Here is a 14,554-nt window from a genome sequence, read left to right on the forward strand (position 1 = left end):
CACGCCGGAGGCCTTCCTCAACTCCGCGTAACCGGCGGCGATGACGACGCACAGCCCGGGCACCACAATCCACGGCATGTGGACAGTGGCCGCCCGGTGAATCCCAACGCCCCCACCCCGCCCCCGCCTTGCCGCCAACGATGAACCGATCGAACCAGGCGGGCACGCCTGTTCTCTCGAAAGCCCCGGGTGACCTCGTCGCCCGGGGCTTCGTCGTGAGCCGGGCCCATCAGCCCCGCATTGGTGGCGGCGTCAAATGACGGCCCGCGGCTTTGACGTTTGCGACGAGGACGGCCCCGGTGTCGGCCCGTACGTTGTGCCGACCAGGCGCGAACGGAGAGTGGGGCCAAGGATGAGCGAACTGATCCCGTCGGAGACCACGCGGTCGGCGCCCGGGGCGGGCAGACGCACGCTCGGCGTGCTGCCCTTGGTCGGAATCTTCTTCTTCACGGTGTCCGGCGGCCCCTTCGGGCTCGAGAACTCGCTCTCCGGCGCCGGTCCCGGCATGACCCTGCTGATGATCGTCCTGGTGCCGGTGGTCTTCGGCGTGCCGAACGCGCTCGTGGCAGCGGAATTGAGTGCCGCGATACCGGTCGACGGCGGCTACTACTACTGGACGAAGATCGCGCTCGGCAAAGGCGCGGCATTTGTGTTCGGCGCCTGGAATTCGATCGGGTCGGTGCTCAACCTCGCCCTCTACCCGATCCTGCTGGTCGACTACCTGGCCACGTGGGTTCCCGGCATCGCCCGCGGAAACGGCCTGGTGATCGTGGACCTGTTCCACGGCGGCTTCGTCGTGGACCTCCACTGGATCGTCACCGTCGCGCTCATCCTCCCGATGGCGTACCTGAACTACCGCGGCTCCAAGGCGGTGAGCGAGTACTCGATCGGGATGATGCTGGCGATCCTCGCCCCGTTCGCGGTGCTGACGGTCCTCGGCATCTGGCATGCGGCCACCAACGGGATCAACGTGCTCTCGCCGTTCACGGTGCCGGACCAAAGCGTCCACGCGTCCGTGGCCGGCGCGCTCAGCGTGATCGTGTGGCTCTACCTCGGCTTCGACGGCCCGAGCACCGTGCTGGGCGAGATCGCCGACGCGCACCGGACCTACACCCGGGCCCTGCTCATCTCGGTTCCGCTGATCATCACCGCCTACCTGCTGCCCACCATGGCCGCCGTCGGCAGCGGGCTGCACCGGGATTCGCCGGCCGACTGGGTCGCGGGCGACTTCGTCGTGGTCGGCGACGCGTTGGGCGGGATCTGGCTGAAGGTGCTGATCTCCGTGGGATCCGGGCTCTCCCTGGTAGGCCTGTTCATGGCGATCCTGCTGACCAGCACCCGGGTCCCGCGGGCGCTCGCCGCGGACGCGTACCTGCCGCGCTGGATGGCCCGGGACAGCAAACGCTTCGACACGCCGGTGGGTGCGCTGCTGACGAGCACCGCCGTCGTCATCGTGCTCGCCGCTGTGGACTTCAGCGCGATCCTGCAGGCCACGGTGCTGCTCACCCTGGCCGCGATCCTGCTGGAATTCGCGGCCTTCCTGGTCCTGCGCTGGAGGTTTCCGCAGATGCTCCGGCCGGTTCGGGTCCCGGGCGGCTGGCCCGGCGCGATCCTGGTCGTCGCGCTGCCCACGGCGATGATCGTGTATCTGGCGTGGAACACGGCACTCAGCGAGCGCGCGACGTTCGGCACGAGTGTCGCGGTGGCGCTGCTGGCCGTGCTGCTGTACCCGTTGTGCCGACGGTTCGTGAAAGGCGACCGGCCCGACGCCGAGATCGACACGTCCCAGTTCGAGCTGGGGCCGGACCGCTTCGCGGGATTCGGTGCGCGGAAGGCGGGCGGCTGATGGACAGGCATGACGTGCTCTCGGAGCTTGCGGAGCGGCTGCGGGCCTGGTGGCCGGTGCCGGGAATCGCGATCAGCGTCGTCGACGGAACCGGCGAGTCCTCGTTCGTCACCGCGGGATTCGCGAACGCGGAGTCCCAGGCGCCGATCTCGCGCCGCACGCGCTTCGAGATCGGTTCGGTCAGCAAGACCTTCACCGCCTTCCTGCTCGGCATCCTGGCGGACGAGGGGAAGGCGGACCTCGACGCGGCGGTCGCCGACCACCTGCCCTGGTTCGCCCCGAACGGCGGCTCCCGCGCGATCACCATCCGGCATCTCCTGCAGCACACTTCCGGCCTGCCGGCCGGGGCCGACGCGATGCCCGATGCCGCCGCACGCGGATACGCGCTGCGCCATGCGCGGACCTGGGCCGAACCGGGTGAGCTGTTCCACTACTCCAACGAGGGCTACAACCTGCTGGGGCTGATCGTCGAGCAGGTGACGGGGCAGTCGCTGGCGGACGCCATGGCCGAACGGCTGCTGCGGCCCCTGGGGATGCGCGATTCGGCGGCGCGGATCGTGCACGAGGACATCGCCGAACTCGCCACCGGGTACCGCTTCCTGCGCGACGACCGCCCGCCGCTGCCGTCCGCCCCCCTGGCCCCGGCCGGCTTCTTCGAGTATTCGGCGGCCGACGGGAACGTGCTGGCCACCGCTTCCGACCTGGGCCTGTTCGCCCGCATGCTGCTCGGCCAAGGCACCCTGGACGGCACCCGGATCATCGGACCGGAGCGTTTCCGGCAGCTCCTCACGCTGCCCGCCGATCCGGTCGATTCCGGCTACGCATGCGGCGTGGACGTGGAAGAGGTCGGCGGCCACACCTGGCTGACGCACGCCGGCGGGATGGTCGGATACCGCTCGTACCTGGCCGTCGACACCGACGGCGGGCACGGCGTCGCCGTGCTGACCAACGCGCCCGGCGAGTGCCAGATCATCGACCGCTTCGCGCGCCACGTGCTAGCCGTCGTCCAGGGAGCCCCGGCAGACCCGGCGCTGTTCGACCCGGAGCGGATCCCCGACGCCCGGCGCTACGTCGGGATCCACGGAACGGCGGAACGCCGGATCCGCGTCGAGTCCACGGGGGACGGCCGTCTCTCGCTCACCTCGGACGGGGTGACCGGCAGGCTGTACGACTCGGGGGACGGGCGGCTGGTGTGCGACCACCCAGGATGGTCCGCCTACCACCACTCGTGGGACGGACGCTGGCTCTACGGACCCGAGTCACCGGGCCCCGACCCCTCGACGCCGACCGCCTCACGGCACCCGCTCGCCGGCCACTACCGGAGCTACACCCCCTGGTATCCCGCTTTCGGCATCGTGCAGCGGGCGGGGCGCCTGCACATGGTTGCCGCGACCGGCGTGGAAGCGCCCTGCGACGAACCGGAACTCGTCCCGCTCGACGACGGGACCTACCGCATCGGCGCCGATCCCCGGCTGCCGGAGCGCCTGACGGCCGGCCCCGCACCGGACGGCGCGGTCCTCTGGGTCGACGTGGACGGGTGCCGCTACACGCGCTCGTTCCGGGACCGGCCGGAGCCCTGAGAAGCGCCCGTCCGCAGCTCGCGCACCCGGAGTTGGAGGTGCGCGAGCAGCATGGCGTCGGCATCGCCGAAGTCCAGCCCGGAGACCTCGCGGATACGGCGCAGCCGGTAGCGCATGGTGTTGGGGTGGATATGCAGGACTTCCGCCGCGGTGTCGGTGGCTCCCGCGGCGGCGAGATAGGCGGCCAGGGTCGCCGCCAGCGGACCGCCCGGGCCCTCCTCCATGCGCAGCCGGTGCAGCGCGCCGCCGGCATCCGGCAGGCCGAGCGCCTCGGTCGCGTCGGCGAGGTGCAGCAGCAGCACCGCCAGTGCCATGTCCTCCACGGTGCGCACGGCCGGTCCGCGGACGGCCGGATGCCGCAGCGCCCGCAACGCGGCGTCGGCCTGCGCCCGCACGTCGGCGATCCGGCCCATCGTTTCGGCCGGGCCGCCGACGGCGACCACGTAGTCGCCGGCCAGCGGGGTCCGCGCGAGGAAGTCGCGGGCCAGGGCGACGGCCGACTCCAGGGCCGTGGCGTGCTCCGTGGGCCAGGCGGCCAGGACGTACACCACGCCGGTGCCCGCCACCACGGCCGAACGCGGGTGCACGGCCGCCAGAAAGTACTCCAGCGTGTCCGCGAACCGGCGCAGCCCGGCGGCGTCCAGCGCGTCGGAACCCGTGCCCCCGGCCAGGCGCGGGGCCGCGGCCAGGACGCAGACCGGGCCGGAGCCCAGCTGCAGCCGGCTCGCGTCCACCGGGTCGGCCGCCCCGCCGAGCACCGCGGCGGCCAGCTCGCCGCGCTGGCGGCGGGCGTAGCTGGTCTCCGTGCGCAGACCCACCAGTTGCAGGGCGACCACGGGCGCGAATTCGCGCAGCCGGGCCGTGGCCGCCTCGTCGAGCGGCCCGGTGACGGCGGCCCAGATGTAGCCGAGGACGTCCGAACCGGCCCGGACCGCGATGGCCACCCGCGCCAGCTGATCCGCCCCGGTCGCCTCCATGTACACCGGTTCGGTGCTGGCGTGGAGCCGCTCGAACTCCTGGCGCTCGCGCTGTTCGGCGAGCGTCCGCTGGTGCACCGCCCGCCCCAGGATGGTCTCGATCCGTTCGGAGTCGGTCCGGTCCTGCCCCTGCGACCAGGCGACCAGCGCGGAGAAGCGGTCCTCGATGGTGACCGGGGCGCCGACGGCCTCGTAGACGGCGTTCGCCAGGGCGAACAGCTCCGCGCCGCTGTCGGCCGAGCGCACGCGCGTCCTGGCGTCCGCGAGCAGCTGCTCGCGCACCGTCGTCGCGACGTGCATCCAGGACGCGTCCCGGTTGACCTCGATGATCGCGGGCGTGTCGTCGTCCGACGGCGGCACCGGGGCCTTCACCGCGAGCACTTCCGCGCCGGCCTCCCGCATGGCCGCGGTCAGCTCGCGCAACTCGGCTTCCGTGCCCACGCCGACCCCCAGCACCACGCACCCGGGGCCGAGCCGTGCCGGGGCACCCGGGGCATGGATGGCGACGTCGGTGAGCGGCCCGCCGCTGCCGCTCCCCTCTTGGACGAGACGCAGCAGCGCGGGGCCGATGCTGTCCACGAGCTGACGGACGGGCGGATTCCCCCGAGCGCCGGACTCCCGCATGGTGCACTCCCGACTCGACGGACTGTTGCGGCCGTCAAGTCTGAGAGGTCCATATTGACGATGTCAACGATGATCCGGAGTGGCCGGAGCGCGAGCATGGCAGGAGAGCAGGACGGATCAGAGGCACGAGGAGCACGGATGGCAGCGACGCAGACGCAGGCGGGCCGGGAACTGCTGGGGCTGTTCCCGCCCGGCACCACCCGGGACGGGAACGGCGGCCTGGTGATCGGCGGCGTGCCGGCGGCCGAACTCGCCGAGTCCTACGGCACCCCCGCGCTGATCCTCGACGAGGCGTCGGTCCGCGCCCGCGCCCGCCGGTACGCCGACGGCCTGGCCGCCCGCTGGCCGAACTCCCGCGTCGCCTTCGCGTCCAAGGCATTCCCCTGCACCGCCGTCATCCGGCTGCTCGCGGAGGAGGGCATCGGCATCGACGTGGCCGGCGGCGGCGAGCTGACCCTCGCCCTCGCCGCGGGCGCGGACCCGGCCGGCCTGATCGTCCACGGCAACGCCAAGACCGAGGAGGAGCTGCGCCTCGCCGTCGACGCGGGCGCCGGGACAGTCGTCGTCGACAACTTCGACGACATCGACCGGCTGGAGAAGATCCTCGCCGGCACTTCGACGGAGCAGGGCGTGCTGGTCCGGCTCACCCCCGGTATCCGCCCCGACACCCACGAGGCGGTGTCCACCGGCCAGAACGGCTCCAAGTTCGGTCTGCCCCTGCGGCAAGCCCGGGAGGCGATCGCGCGGCTGCGCGGCAGCGACCGGCTGCGGCTGGACGGCGTCCATGTGCACGTCGGGTCGCAGATCCTGGACCTCGCGCCCTTCGCGCAGGCCGTCGAAGCGGTCGCCGAACTCGGCGAGTTCGCGGTCTACGACCTGGGCGGCGGCCTCGGCTCCCGCTACACGTACGCCGACCGGCCGCCCACGGTGGAGGCCTACCTCGACGCCGTCACCGACGTCGCCCGACGCCTGCTGCCCGCCGACGCCCGCATCCTCCTCGAGCCGGGCCGCTCGCTGGTCGCCGAATCCGGCGTCTCGTTGTACCGGGTCGTCTCCGTCAAGCGCAGCGAAGGCCACACCTTCGTCGCGGTCGACGGCGGCATGGGCGACAACCTCGAAGTCTCCCTCTACCAGCAGCGCTTCGAGGCCGCCGTCGTCGACCGCCCGACGGGTGAGGGCGAGCTGTGCCAATTGGTGGGCCGGCACTGCGAGTCCGGCGACACCCTCAGCTACGGCGTCCCGCTGGCGGACCCGCGTGTCGGCGACCTGGTCGCCGTGCCGGTCACCGGCGCGTACACCTACGCGCTGAGCAACAACTACAACGGCGCGCGCCGCCCGCCGGTGGTCTTCGTCCGCGACGGCGAGCACCGCGCCGTGGTGCGCCGCGAAACGTACGCCGACCTGATGCGGCGGGATCTGCCCTAGGCGCCTTCCGAACCGAAAGGAGCGGCGTCCGCCGCCACCGAGATCCGCACGCCCGAGGTCGATCGGAACACGGCCTGGCTGCCTCTGACTTCGATCTCGGAGAAGGGGTTGGCGAACTCCAGGTAGACCAGCCAGACGATTCCGCCGTCCGCAGCAAGCTTTCCGAAGAAGCCTTCACCGCCCCAGGAGCCTTCGCCGACACACAGGAACCCGCCGTCGGGGAGCGGCGACCGGGCGGTCGTCAGAATGTTGGCGACGTCCTCGGGCGACGATTCCAGCTGCACACCCAGATCGAACCGGGCGCCGACCCGCCCACCGGACGGGTCGGCGGCATCCACGGCGAAGTCATAGGCCCGTCCGTCGGCGAGGTACAGGCCGTCGCGGATGGGCAGCTGTCCCCGGGCCCAGAGGTCGGCAATCGCTGTCACGGCTCGCTCCCTCCGGTTTCGCCTCAGTCTCCGGCTCCGCCTCAGTCTCCGCCTCAGTCTCCGCCTCCGGCTCCGTCGGACGCGCGGAGTGTGTCCACGGCGTGACGCGGCCGGTCGGATGCCGTCCCGAGGCCGACCGTCGCCTCAGCCCCGCATCGGCCCCGGCCTAGACTCATCATCATTCGTGATGATGCAGTCGGCCGAAGGCAGAGCACATGGAACTGCGCCAGATCCGCTATTTCCTCGCGGTCGCGGAGGAGCTGCATTTCGGGCGGGCCGCGGAGCGGCTGCACATCGTCCAGCCGACCGTCAGCCAGCAGATCCGGCGGCTGGAACGCACACTGGGGGTCGAGCTGTTCGACCGCAGCACGCGGAGCGTCACGCTGACCGCATCCGGCGCCGCCTTCGTCCCCTACGCACGCACCATCGTCGAGGCGGAACGCGCCGGGCGGGAGGCGATGGCCCGGTTCCGCGCGGACCAGGACGCGGCGCTCCGGGTCGGCACCAGCGTCGGCCTCGGCTCGCGCCTCGACCGCCTGCTCGCGGCCCTCGCGGAGAACAGCCCCGAGACCCCGGTCGAACTGGTCAGCTCCCCGCCCGCGACCCGCATGCGCCAGGTCCGCGACGGCGAGCTGGACGCGGCGTTCATCCGCGGTGTCGACGCCGTCCCCGGCCTCGACCTCGTGCCCGTCTGGCGGGACCGCCTCGTCGTCGCACTGCCCGCCAAGCACCCGCTTGCCCAACACGAGACGGTCGCGGTCGCCGACCTGGCCGGGCTGCCGCTGCGGATCGTCCCGCGGGAGAAGAACGCCCACCTGGTCGACCTGATCCTCGGCCTGTGCCGCGACGCGGGCTTCGAACCGGTCGTCGGCCCGACGTTCACCACCGACCAGGACACCCTCGCCGCGGTCGGCTCGGGCCGGCCCAGCTGGACGGTGATGTACGCCACGAAGGTCGACCAACTGGCGGCCCGCAGCGTCGTCTTCCGCTCGTTCGCCGAGCCCGCGCCCACGATGCAGGCGTACCTGGCGGTACGCCCCGACGCCCAGGTCCGCCGCCTCGCCCCGCTTCTCGCGGCCTGCCATGCCCAGGCCGACTGACCAGGCTTCATTAATCACGATTCATGATGAGTGTCATCGCGGACTGCGTCTGGGTCCGCGCCCCGATCTGCGATGGACTTCGTCCCGAAGCGACCGGAAGCGACCCGGAACTCCCGGGAAGCCGTCGGCACTCGGCAATCGCCACTCGGCACAAGGAGAAGACCATGCCCGTCATCACCGTTCAGCAGGGCCCGCGCAGCGTCGAACTCAAGCGCGAACTGGTCCGCAAGCTCACCGACGCGATGGTCGAGGCGTACCAGATCCCCGCCGAAGCCGTGCAGGTGTGGATCAACGAGACGCCTACCGACAGTTGGGGGCAGGCGGGCACGCTGACGGCGGACAAGTAGTCGTGCGTCATCGGCCGGTGCCCGGCCCGGGATCGCGTCCTGGGCCGGGCCCGGGCCTCGCACCTCCGCCCAAGCACGCTTCCGTGCCGTAGGCCAGGGCTACGTCGCCTTCGCCCAAACCGAACCCGGCCTGTTCCGCATCGCCTTCACCTTCCACGCGGACATGGCGCAAGCCGAGGAAAGCACCGCAGCCGGCCCCGCGGGCCGCACCCCGTTCCAAATCCTCGGCGACGCCCTCGACACCCTGGCCGAGTCCGGCACCCTCGACGAAGCCCGCCGCCCAGGAGCCGAGTTCCTCGCCTGGTCCGCCGTCCACGGCCTCGCAGCCCTCCTCGTCGACGGCCCCCTACGCGGCCTCGCCGCCGGCCAAGTACGGGCGTAGAAGGGCGACTTGGTCGACATGATCGAGCACGGGTTGTACGGGGCGCCCTTGTCCGGAGCCGACCCGGAGGACGCAAGGCGGACCAACCCCTAACGCCCGCGGGCGCCTTCCGGGTTCGCCATCGTCTGTGTCCAGGCGGTCGTGCGGCCGTCGAGGATCTCGACTGCGGCCACCACACGAAGCAGCGCAACGATCTCGGAGGCCATCGTCGGCCACACGCCCACCATCCGCGCCCGGATTGCCCCCGCTCCGCCGTCCGAGTCCCACGACAGGACTCCAACCAGGTCGCCTGGAACCGGTTGTTCGCCCACATGCATCCCAGTTCCGTGGCAGCCCCGTCAGTGGCTCGGCGGGAACCGGTGGCCGACGAGGTGGGGGCAACTGTGTCAATCGCGCGCAGACTCAGAGGCGCCGTCGCACCAGGAATCCTGGTCGGCGGCGTCGGAGCGGTCGCGCTGACCTACCTGCTCGCCAGGGCGTGGTCGGCCTGCAGCGTCGGTGTCAACGACGCCGCCAATTCGCTCGCGTTGCTGCTCGAGCTGCCCTGTCTATGGGTCGCCAACACCGCGATGTTCGTGATCATCCACGCCGCACTCGCGGGCGAGACCCGAGGACGGCAACTGCTTGCCCTCGCCGCCGGCACGGCCGCAGTTCTGGTCTTCGGCGTGGAACTGTTCGCCTGGCAAGGCACCCCCGAGGCGTACCCCGACCCCATCTGCCTCGGCAACATCCCCCCGTGGTGGCCGTCGTGGATCCCGACGTGACCGGACGAAACCAGCAGCGTGCGGGGACTACTCCCCGATGTCCTCAAGCCACAGCTCGGGCCGGTCCGCAATAAACGCGGCCATCATCGCCACGCACGCCTGATCGTCGAGGAGCGTCACGGCGACCCCGTTCTCGGCCAACCACTCGTGCCCGCCGACGAAGGTGCGCGCTTCCCCGACGACCACCGAGCCGATCCCGAACTGACGAACCAAGCCGCTGCAGAACCAGCACGGCGACAGCGTCGTCACCATCGTGCTGCCGGCATACGAACGCCTGCGCCCGGCATCCCGAAACGCGGCCGTCTCCGCATGCGCGGACGGATCCCCGTCCTGCACACGCCGATTGTGCCCCCGCCCCCAGACATCCCCCTCCGGCCCGATCAGCACAGCCCCGATCGGAATCCCCCCACCCGCCAGCCCCGCCCGCGCCTCATCCACCGCCAGCGCCAACATCGCCTCCGGATCCATGCGCTCATGATGCCAGCCACGTCAGGCCCGGCCCGGCTCCGAGCGCAAGACCATGCGGCAGATGGACATCTGCCGTCGCACCAAAGGAAAAATATGTGAAATGGCGGACGAATGACGATGCGGCGAGTCTGACCATGACGCACGGCAGTCGGGCTGGGGTATCGGCAACAGGTGGCACGCTTCCGGCGTGGCCTGATGCATCGATCGAGGGAACGCAATGACGGGAGTCGGCGAGTGGGATGGCGCGTTCTACCTGGCACGCCGTAACGGCTATGAGATCCGTTTCGTCCCGGGCGCCGGTGAAGCTCTGGACGAGGTCTGCAACGTCGACATGTGGGTGATCCGTGACGACGGCGAGCGGTGGTCCGGCACTGTCTTCACGCACGACGAGGTCGGCCGCCTCTTGGAGCGTCGGCGCGGGAGCGGCGAGTGTTTGGACGGCGGTTACTTCTGGGCCTCGGACGGGCTGATCGTGCGCGAGCCCGGCATTCCCGCCATGGTGCGCGTCGTCGATCATCTGGTGGAGACCGGCGAGTACACCTCTGTCCTGCAACGCCTGCAGCCAGAGGACCGCGAGGACTGAGTTCGCGCTCCGGGGGCTCCACCCGGCCCCGTAGTGCGGACACGTACGGTACGACACCCGATCCAGGCTTCTGGCGGGCGGAGTCGCCGCTCCGCGCCCAAGACCCCGTCATGAGCAATCGTTGGATGCAGCCTGGGCCGGCGGGAGAAGCGCTCCAGGTGCTCAGCATCAAGGGCGGAGTCGGCGAGTACGAAGTGGGCATCGCCGACGGGATGGGGCCTCTGCTGGACCCGACGCCCGAGCTGGGAGAGAGCGGCTGTTGTTGGCGCCGCGGCGGGCGGCGGCAGCTGATGGCGGTTGGGTGCTTCGGGTCGTGATGCTCGTGGACGCGAGCGGGCCTTTGCGGTGCTCAGAAATGTGGCATCGACAGTGAATCGGCCAAGTGTGTAGTGCCGCACGGAGCGGTTGCCGACGACCTCTCAGCCGAGGACCAAGGTCTCGTCTCCGAAGTCTGCAACGATCTTCAACTTGCCGCCCAGCGCCGCGACATAAGACGCCAGCGTGTCTACCTCGCTGCGAGTGAGCTGCCCACGCTCGATGTCGGACACTCGCGCTTGGGACACGCCCATTCGCTGGGCGAGTTCCACCTGTGTGGTGTGCTGACGCTTGCGGACTTCGGCGAGTCGGTACGCGCGCACCTCGGCCCGCAGATGCTCCGCGCGCCGCTCGATCTCCACTTGGTCCTCGACATCGAAGAGCTCGTTGCGCAGGTCGTCCCAGGATGCGCCCTGGGGGGGCGTGTCGGAGGTATCACGCATGGTTCCCATCCTTTCCCGATGAGCGTTGTATCGCTGCGAGCCGACGGTGCTCACTGTTCCTCACGTGCCTTCAGGTGTGCCTCATATGCCTGTTCGGCCACGGGAATCGCCTTGTCGTACCAGGCGCTCCATTGCCCGGACTTGTCCCCGGCTACGAGCACCACCGCGTTGCGGTCCGGATCAAAAATGAACAGCAGCCGCACCTCACTTGCCCCGGACGACCCCGGGCGTAACTCCTTGAGATGCCCCAGCGAGGATCCGCGGACCGTATCGACCAACGGCCGACCGAGGCCAGGCCCCTCCTCTGCCAGCACCGTCAAAGCGGCGCCTACTTGTTGCGCTGTTGATCTGTCGGTCTTGCGAAGCTCGCGTAACCAGGACAGCGCGGGCTCCAACACGATGATCCGCCAGGCCATCGGCCACCCTCGTCTCGGTATACAACACCTGCACTATACAGTGCATGGGTTATTTTTGGATGCCGCTTGAGGGTGTTGAGTCGCGGCAGCGTCCTTCGATTCCGCTCGGCACCAGGAGGCCGTGCCCCGTGTGTGAAGCGCCATGTGCGTGCTTGAGCGACTTGGTGTTTGACACAGGTGTGTCCCTCACGGCCCGGGGCGGCGCTGATGACGTGCGGGTCCACATCGGGGACGCAGGTTGCTCAGTACCTGCCGCGAACGCCGTTGCCGAGTCGGTGGTCCGGCGCCAAGCGGCGAAGGGAGTCGGCGCGCAGTCCGCGAAGTCGGGACGTTCTGGCACGCCTAGGGCACGGATGCCTAGAGAGGTCTAGACAACAACAAAGGCCCGGGTCGTTGACCTGGGCCTTCAGTCTGGAGCGGGTGACGAGAATCGAACTCGCGCTCTGAGCTTGGGAAGCTCATGTTCTACCATTAAACTACACCCGCATTGTCGCTGGTCCCCTAGGGGAGCGACGGTGTCACTGTACCTGATTCGGGAGAGTGGGTGCAGCAAGGTTTGCGGCGTCGGCGGGGGTGGGGTTGCCGCGGCAGGTGGGTGGAGTGACGGGGTCGGTGAGCCGGTTGGCGAGCCTGCCGGGGTGGCTCGTGGGTGGTGAGGCGGGTGGCGAAGGCGGCCCGCCCGGGGAGTCCCGTTTGGGTGTATCGGCTGGGGCGACTACCCTCTTTGCGTGCTGCTTTCGGACAAGGATATTCGCGCGGAGATCGACGCCGGTCGGGTGGGGATCGACCCGTTTGAGCCGGAGATGGTCCAGCCGTCGAGTGTCGACGTCCGGCTTGACCGGTTCTTCAGGGTTTTCGAGAACCACCGCTACCCGCACATCGACCCTGCGGTGGAACAGCCGGATCTGACCCGGCTGGTGGAGCCCGAGGGGGATGAGCCGTTCATCCTGCACCCGGGTGAGTTCGTGCTGGCGTCGACGTACGAGGTCATCACGCTGCCGGACGACGTGGCCAGCCGGCTCGAGGGGAAGAGTTCGCTGGGGCGGCTGGGGCTGCTGACGCACTCGACGGCCGGGTTCATCGACCCGGGGTTCTCCGGGCATGTGACGCTGGAACTGTCGAACGTCGCCACGTTGCCGATCAAGTTGTGGCCGGGGATGAAGATCGGGCAGCTGTGCCTGTTCCGGCTCTCCTCGCCGTCCGAGTTCCCGTACGGTTCGTCCGTGTACGGCTCGCGGTACCAGGGCCAGCGCGGTCCGACGGCGTCGCGGTCGTTCCAGAACTTCCACCGTTCGAAGATCTGAGTCCCGCAGACCCCGCCCGATCACCTCGTCCCGATCACCTAGTTAGGCCACCCCGACATGACCGACGTGCGCGAGAACCTCACCTGGGAGCTGCTCGGGGACGCCACCCGCGAGCTGGCCGAGAAGGTCGCCGAGGACGGTTACGAGCCGGACATCATCCTGTCCATCGCCCGCGGCGGGGTGTTCGCGGCCGGGGCGCTGGCGTACGCGCTCGACTGCAAGAACCTGCACTTGGTGAACGTGGAGTTCTACACCGGCGTCGGCACCACGCTCGAGATGCCGATCATGCTCGCTCCGGTGCCGAACATCATCGACTTCACGGACAAGAAGGTCCTCGTCGCGGACGACGTTGCGGACACCGGCAAGACCCTGAAGCTGGTGCGCGACTTCTGCGAAGGCGCGGTCGCCGACGTGCGCTGTGCGGTGATCTACGAGAAGCCGCAGTCGTCGGTGAAGTGCGAGTACGTGTGGAAGTACACCGAGGACTGGATCAACTTTCCTTGGTCGGTACTGCCCCCGGTGGTGAGCCGCGAGGGCCAGATCCTCGACGCATGAGACCCGAGGCGTAAGGCCAGGCCTACGAGGGCCCGCGCAACGCCTCCCCAACGCAACACCCACACCCCCCGACACCTCAAACCCCGCCCGCCCAATACCGGGCAGGCGGGGCTTCGGCGTTCCGCGTCGGCGGCCTCGGGAGGCAGGGCCGGTCAACGCTCATTCCGCTCCGGGGAGCCCCGGCGGCGAGGCCGGGCGGGCGGCCGCGGGGGCGGACTCCCGGGCGGGTGGGGAGGGTTCCGTCAACCACTCACCTCCTCCCGCGGGCACAGCGGGAACGCCGGCGCTCTGCCGTGCAGGCAGGCCCGGACCAGCGTTCCCAGCAGGTCGACCGCTTCGGGGAGCCGCCGGTCGGCGGGGTCCGGCGCGATGGCCCACCGCGGTTCCGGGCCGGCCGCCCCGGGGCCCGAGGGGGCCGGGACGACGTGGCCGGAGCCGTGGTGCCGGATGTCGAGGCGGGCGGCGTCGTTGTGGTCCACCGTGTACCAGTACACGTCGCGTGCGCCGGGGCGGACCAGGAACAGCAGCCGGTCGGAGGGCAGGTGCACCACCGGGCCCGGGGGGAAGCCGAGTTCGTCGAGGTCGCGGATCGCCGCGTACCCGACCGGCGCCGGGGTGTCCAGGACGTCGAACTCGTGGCCGGTGGCGAGGAGCACCGTGTACGGGCGGCGGCTCCACCAGGCGCGGACCACGTCCGCGGACCGGCTGGCCGCGCCGGGCCCCGCCGGATCGGCGGGGTGCGCGCCCGGCGCGGGGCAATGGGGGGACCGGCACGAGCAGCCGTCGTCGTCGACGTACGCGCCGCGGAGGACCGGCCAGCCGCGGTCGGTCGCGTAGAACAGGGCGGCGGCTTGGAGAGCCGTCCGGGTGCGGGTCCGCAGGAGCATGAGAGGTCCTTTAAGCGCGGGCGCCTTTCCCGGCGCCGGCCTCGGTGGTGTGCTGTCCCCGTGTACTCCACGAAACCGCGTGGGGCTTGGTGGCGGGAAGATCCATCCGA

General features: G+C 70.4%; 18 protein-coding genes and 1 tRNA gene. 11 read left to right on the forward strand and 8 right to left on the reverse strand.

The features are described from left to right. The first annotated feature begins 352 nt into the window (after positions 1 to 352). Positions 353 to 1,846, forward strand: coding sequence for an APC family permease (locus tag ABEA93_RS05420; RefSeq protein WP_345674117.1), 1,494 nt, complete (start codon positions 353 to 355; stop codon positions 1,844 to 1,846). Further along, positions 1,846 to 3,426, forward strand: coding sequence for a serine hydrolase domain-containing protein (locus tag ABEA93_RS05425; protein WP_345674118.1), 1,581 nt, complete (start codon positions 1,846 to 1,848; stop codon positions 3,424 to 3,426). Before ABEA93_RS05420 ends, ABEA93_RS05425 begins: the two co-directional genes overlap by 1 nt. On the opposite strand, the gene ABEA93_RS05430 is transcribed toward ABEA93_RS05425, so the two are convergent. Then, on the reverse strand, positions 3,390 to 4,982 hold the full coding sequence (locus tag ABEA93_RS05430) for a helix-turn-helix domain-containing protein (RefSeq protein WP_345674119.1): 1,593 nt from the start codon (positions 4,980 to 4,982) through the stop codon (positions 3,390 to 3,392). The genes ABEA93_RS05425 and ABEA93_RS05430 overlap by 37 nt on opposite strands. Before the next feature lie 183 nt (positions 4,983 to 5,165). Here ABEA93_RS05430 and lysA point away from each other — a divergent pair, with 183 nt between their 5' ends. Further along, positions 5,166 to 6,452 (forward strand): diaminopimelate decarboxylase, encoded by a 1,287-nt coding sequence (gene lysA, locus ABEA93_RS05435; protein WP_345674120.1) that lies wholly within the window; start codon positions 5,166 to 5,168, stop codon positions 6,450 to 6,452. On the opposite strand, the gene ABEA93_RS05440 is transcribed toward lysA, so the two are convergent. Then, the gene (locus tag ABEA93_RS05440) at positions 6,449 to 6,880 is read right to left on the reverse strand and encodes a hypothetical protein (RefSeq protein WP_345674121.1); all 432 of its coding nucleotides are present in this window, start codon (positions 6,878 to 6,880) and stop codon (positions 6,449 to 6,451) included. The genes lysA and ABEA93_RS05440 overlap by 4 nt on opposite strands. Before the next feature lie 215 nt (positions 6,881 to 7,095). Here ABEA93_RS05440 and ABEA93_RS05445 point away from each other — a divergent pair, with 215 nt between their 5' ends. From ABEA93_RS05445 to ABEA93_RS05455, 3 genes are read left to right on the forward strand one after another with little or no spacing between them, the layout of a single operon-like run. Then, positions 7,096 to 7,980 (forward strand): LysR family transcriptional regulator, encoded by an 885-nt coding sequence (locus tag ABEA93_RS05445; RefSeq protein WP_345674122.1) that lies wholly within the window; start codon positions 7,096 to 7,098, stop codon positions 7,978 to 7,980. Between the two features lie 26 nt (positions 7,981 to 8,006). Next, positions 8,007 to 8,327 (forward strand): 4-oxalocrotonate tautomerase DmpI, encoded by a 321-nt coding sequence (dmpI, locus tag ABEA93_RS42295; protein WP_345674292.1) that lies wholly within the window; start codon positions 8,007 to 8,009, stop codon positions 8,325 to 8,327. Between the two features lie 31 nt (positions 8,328 to 8,358). Then, the gene (locus tag ABEA93_RS05455; RefSeq protein ID WP_345674293.1) at positions 8,359 to 8,709 is read left to right on the forward strand and encodes a TetR-like C-terminal domain-containing protein; all 351 of its coding nucleotides are present in this window, start codon (positions 8,359 to 8,361) and stop codon (positions 8,707 to 8,709) included. Positions 8,710 to 8,798: 89 nt separating this feature from the next. On the opposite strand, the gene ABEA93_RS05460 is transcribed toward ABEA93_RS05455, so the two are convergent. Then, the gene (locus tag ABEA93_RS05460; protein ID WP_345674123.1) at positions 8,799 to 9,026 is read right to left on the reverse strand and encodes a hypothetical protein; all 228 of its coding nucleotides are present in this window, start codon (positions 9,024 to 9,026) and stop codon (positions 8,799 to 8,801) included. A gap of 66 nt (positions 9,027 to 9,092) precedes the next feature. Here ABEA93_RS05460 and ABEA93_RS05465 point away from each other — a divergent pair, with 66 nt between their 5' ends. Next, complete coding sequence (locus tag ABEA93_RS05465; protein ID WP_345674124.1) at positions 9,093 to 9,473, forward strand: hypothetical protein; 381 nt, start codon at positions 9,093 to 9,095, stop codon at positions 9,471 to 9,473. 27 nt (positions 9,474 to 9,500) lie between these two features. Here ABEA93_RS05465 and ABEA93_RS05470 read toward each other — a convergent pair whose 3' ends face one another. Further along, complete coding sequence (locus tag ABEA93_RS05470; protein WP_345674125.1) at positions 9,501 to 9,941, reverse strand: nucleoside deaminase; 441 nt, start codon at positions 9,939 to 9,941, stop codon at positions 9,501 to 9,503. Positions 9,942 to 10,158: 217 nt separating this feature from the next. On the opposite strand from ABEA93_RS05470, the gene ABEA93_RS05475 reads away from it, so the two are divergent. Further along, positions 10,159 to 10,524 (forward strand): hypothetical protein, encoded by a 366-nt coding sequence (locus tag ABEA93_RS05475; RefSeq protein ID WP_345674126.1) that lies wholly within the window; start codon positions 10,159 to 10,161, stop codon positions 10,522 to 10,524. A gap of 110 nt (positions 10,525 to 10,634) precedes the next feature. Next, complete coding sequence (locus ABEA93_RS05480; RefSeq protein ID WP_345674127.1) at positions 10,635 to 10,841, forward strand: hypothetical protein; 207 nt, start codon at positions 10,635 to 10,637, stop codon at positions 10,839 to 10,841. A 102-nt stretch (positions 10,842 to 10,943) separates the two neighbouring features. On the opposite strand, the gene ABEA93_RS05485 is transcribed toward ABEA93_RS05480, so the two are convergent. From ABEA93_RS05485 to ABEA93_RS05495, 3 genes are all read right to left on the reverse strand, one after another. Continuing rightward, on the reverse strand, positions 10,944 to 11,282 hold the full coding sequence (locus ABEA93_RS05485) for an XRE family transcriptional regulator (protein ID WP_345674128.1): 339 nt from the start codon (positions 11,280 to 11,282) through the stop codon (positions 10,944 to 10,946). Positions 11,283 to 11,332: 50 nt separating this feature from the next. Continuing rightward, positions 11,333 to 11,698: a type II toxin-antitoxin system RelE/ParE family toxin gene (locus ABEA93_RS05490; protein WP_345674129.1), complete on the reverse strand. Its 366-nt coding sequence runs from the start codon at positions 11,696 to 11,698 to the stop codon at positions 11,333 to 11,335. A gap of 412 nt (positions 11,699 to 12,110) precedes the next feature. After that, positions 12,111 to 12,184, reverse strand: a tRNA-Gly gene (locus ABEA93_RS05495). A gap of 242 nt (positions 12,185 to 12,426) precedes the next feature. On the opposite strand from ABEA93_RS05495, the gene dcd reads away from it, so the two are divergent. Together dcd and ABEA93_RS05505 are read left to right on the forward strand one after the other, a co-directional pair. Continuing rightward, positions 12,427 to 13,002 (forward strand): dCTP deaminase, encoded by a 576-nt coding sequence (gene dcd / locus ABEA93_RS05500; protein WP_345674130.1) that lies wholly within the window; start codon positions 12,427 to 12,429, stop codon positions 13,000 to 13,002. A gap of 57 nt (positions 13,003 to 13,059) precedes the next feature. Continuing rightward, positions 13,060 to 13,557 carry a phosphoribosyltransferase gene (locus tag ABEA93_RS05505; RefSeq protein ID WP_345674131.1) on the forward strand — a complete coding sequence of 166 codons (498 nt, stop codon included), beginning with the start codon at positions 13,060 to 13,062 and terminating at the stop codon, positions 13,555 to 13,557. Positions 13,558 to 13,799: 242 nt separating this feature from the next. Here ABEA93_RS05505 and ABEA93_RS05510 read toward each other — a convergent pair whose 3' ends face one another. Further along, the gene (locus ABEA93_RS05510) at positions 13,800 to 14,444 is read right to left on the reverse strand and encodes a bifunctional DNA primase/polymerase (protein ID WP_345674132.1); all 645 of its coding nucleotides are present in this window, start codon (positions 14,442 to 14,444) and stop codon (positions 13,800 to 13,802) included. Between the last annotated feature and the right edge of the window lie 110 nt (positions 14,445 to 14,554).

The organism is Yinghuangia aomiensis, from assembly GCF_039542225.1.
Taxonomy (GTDB): domain Bacteria; phylum Actinomycetota; class Actinomycetes; order Streptomycetales; family Streptomycetaceae; genus Yinghuangia; species Yinghuangia aomiensis.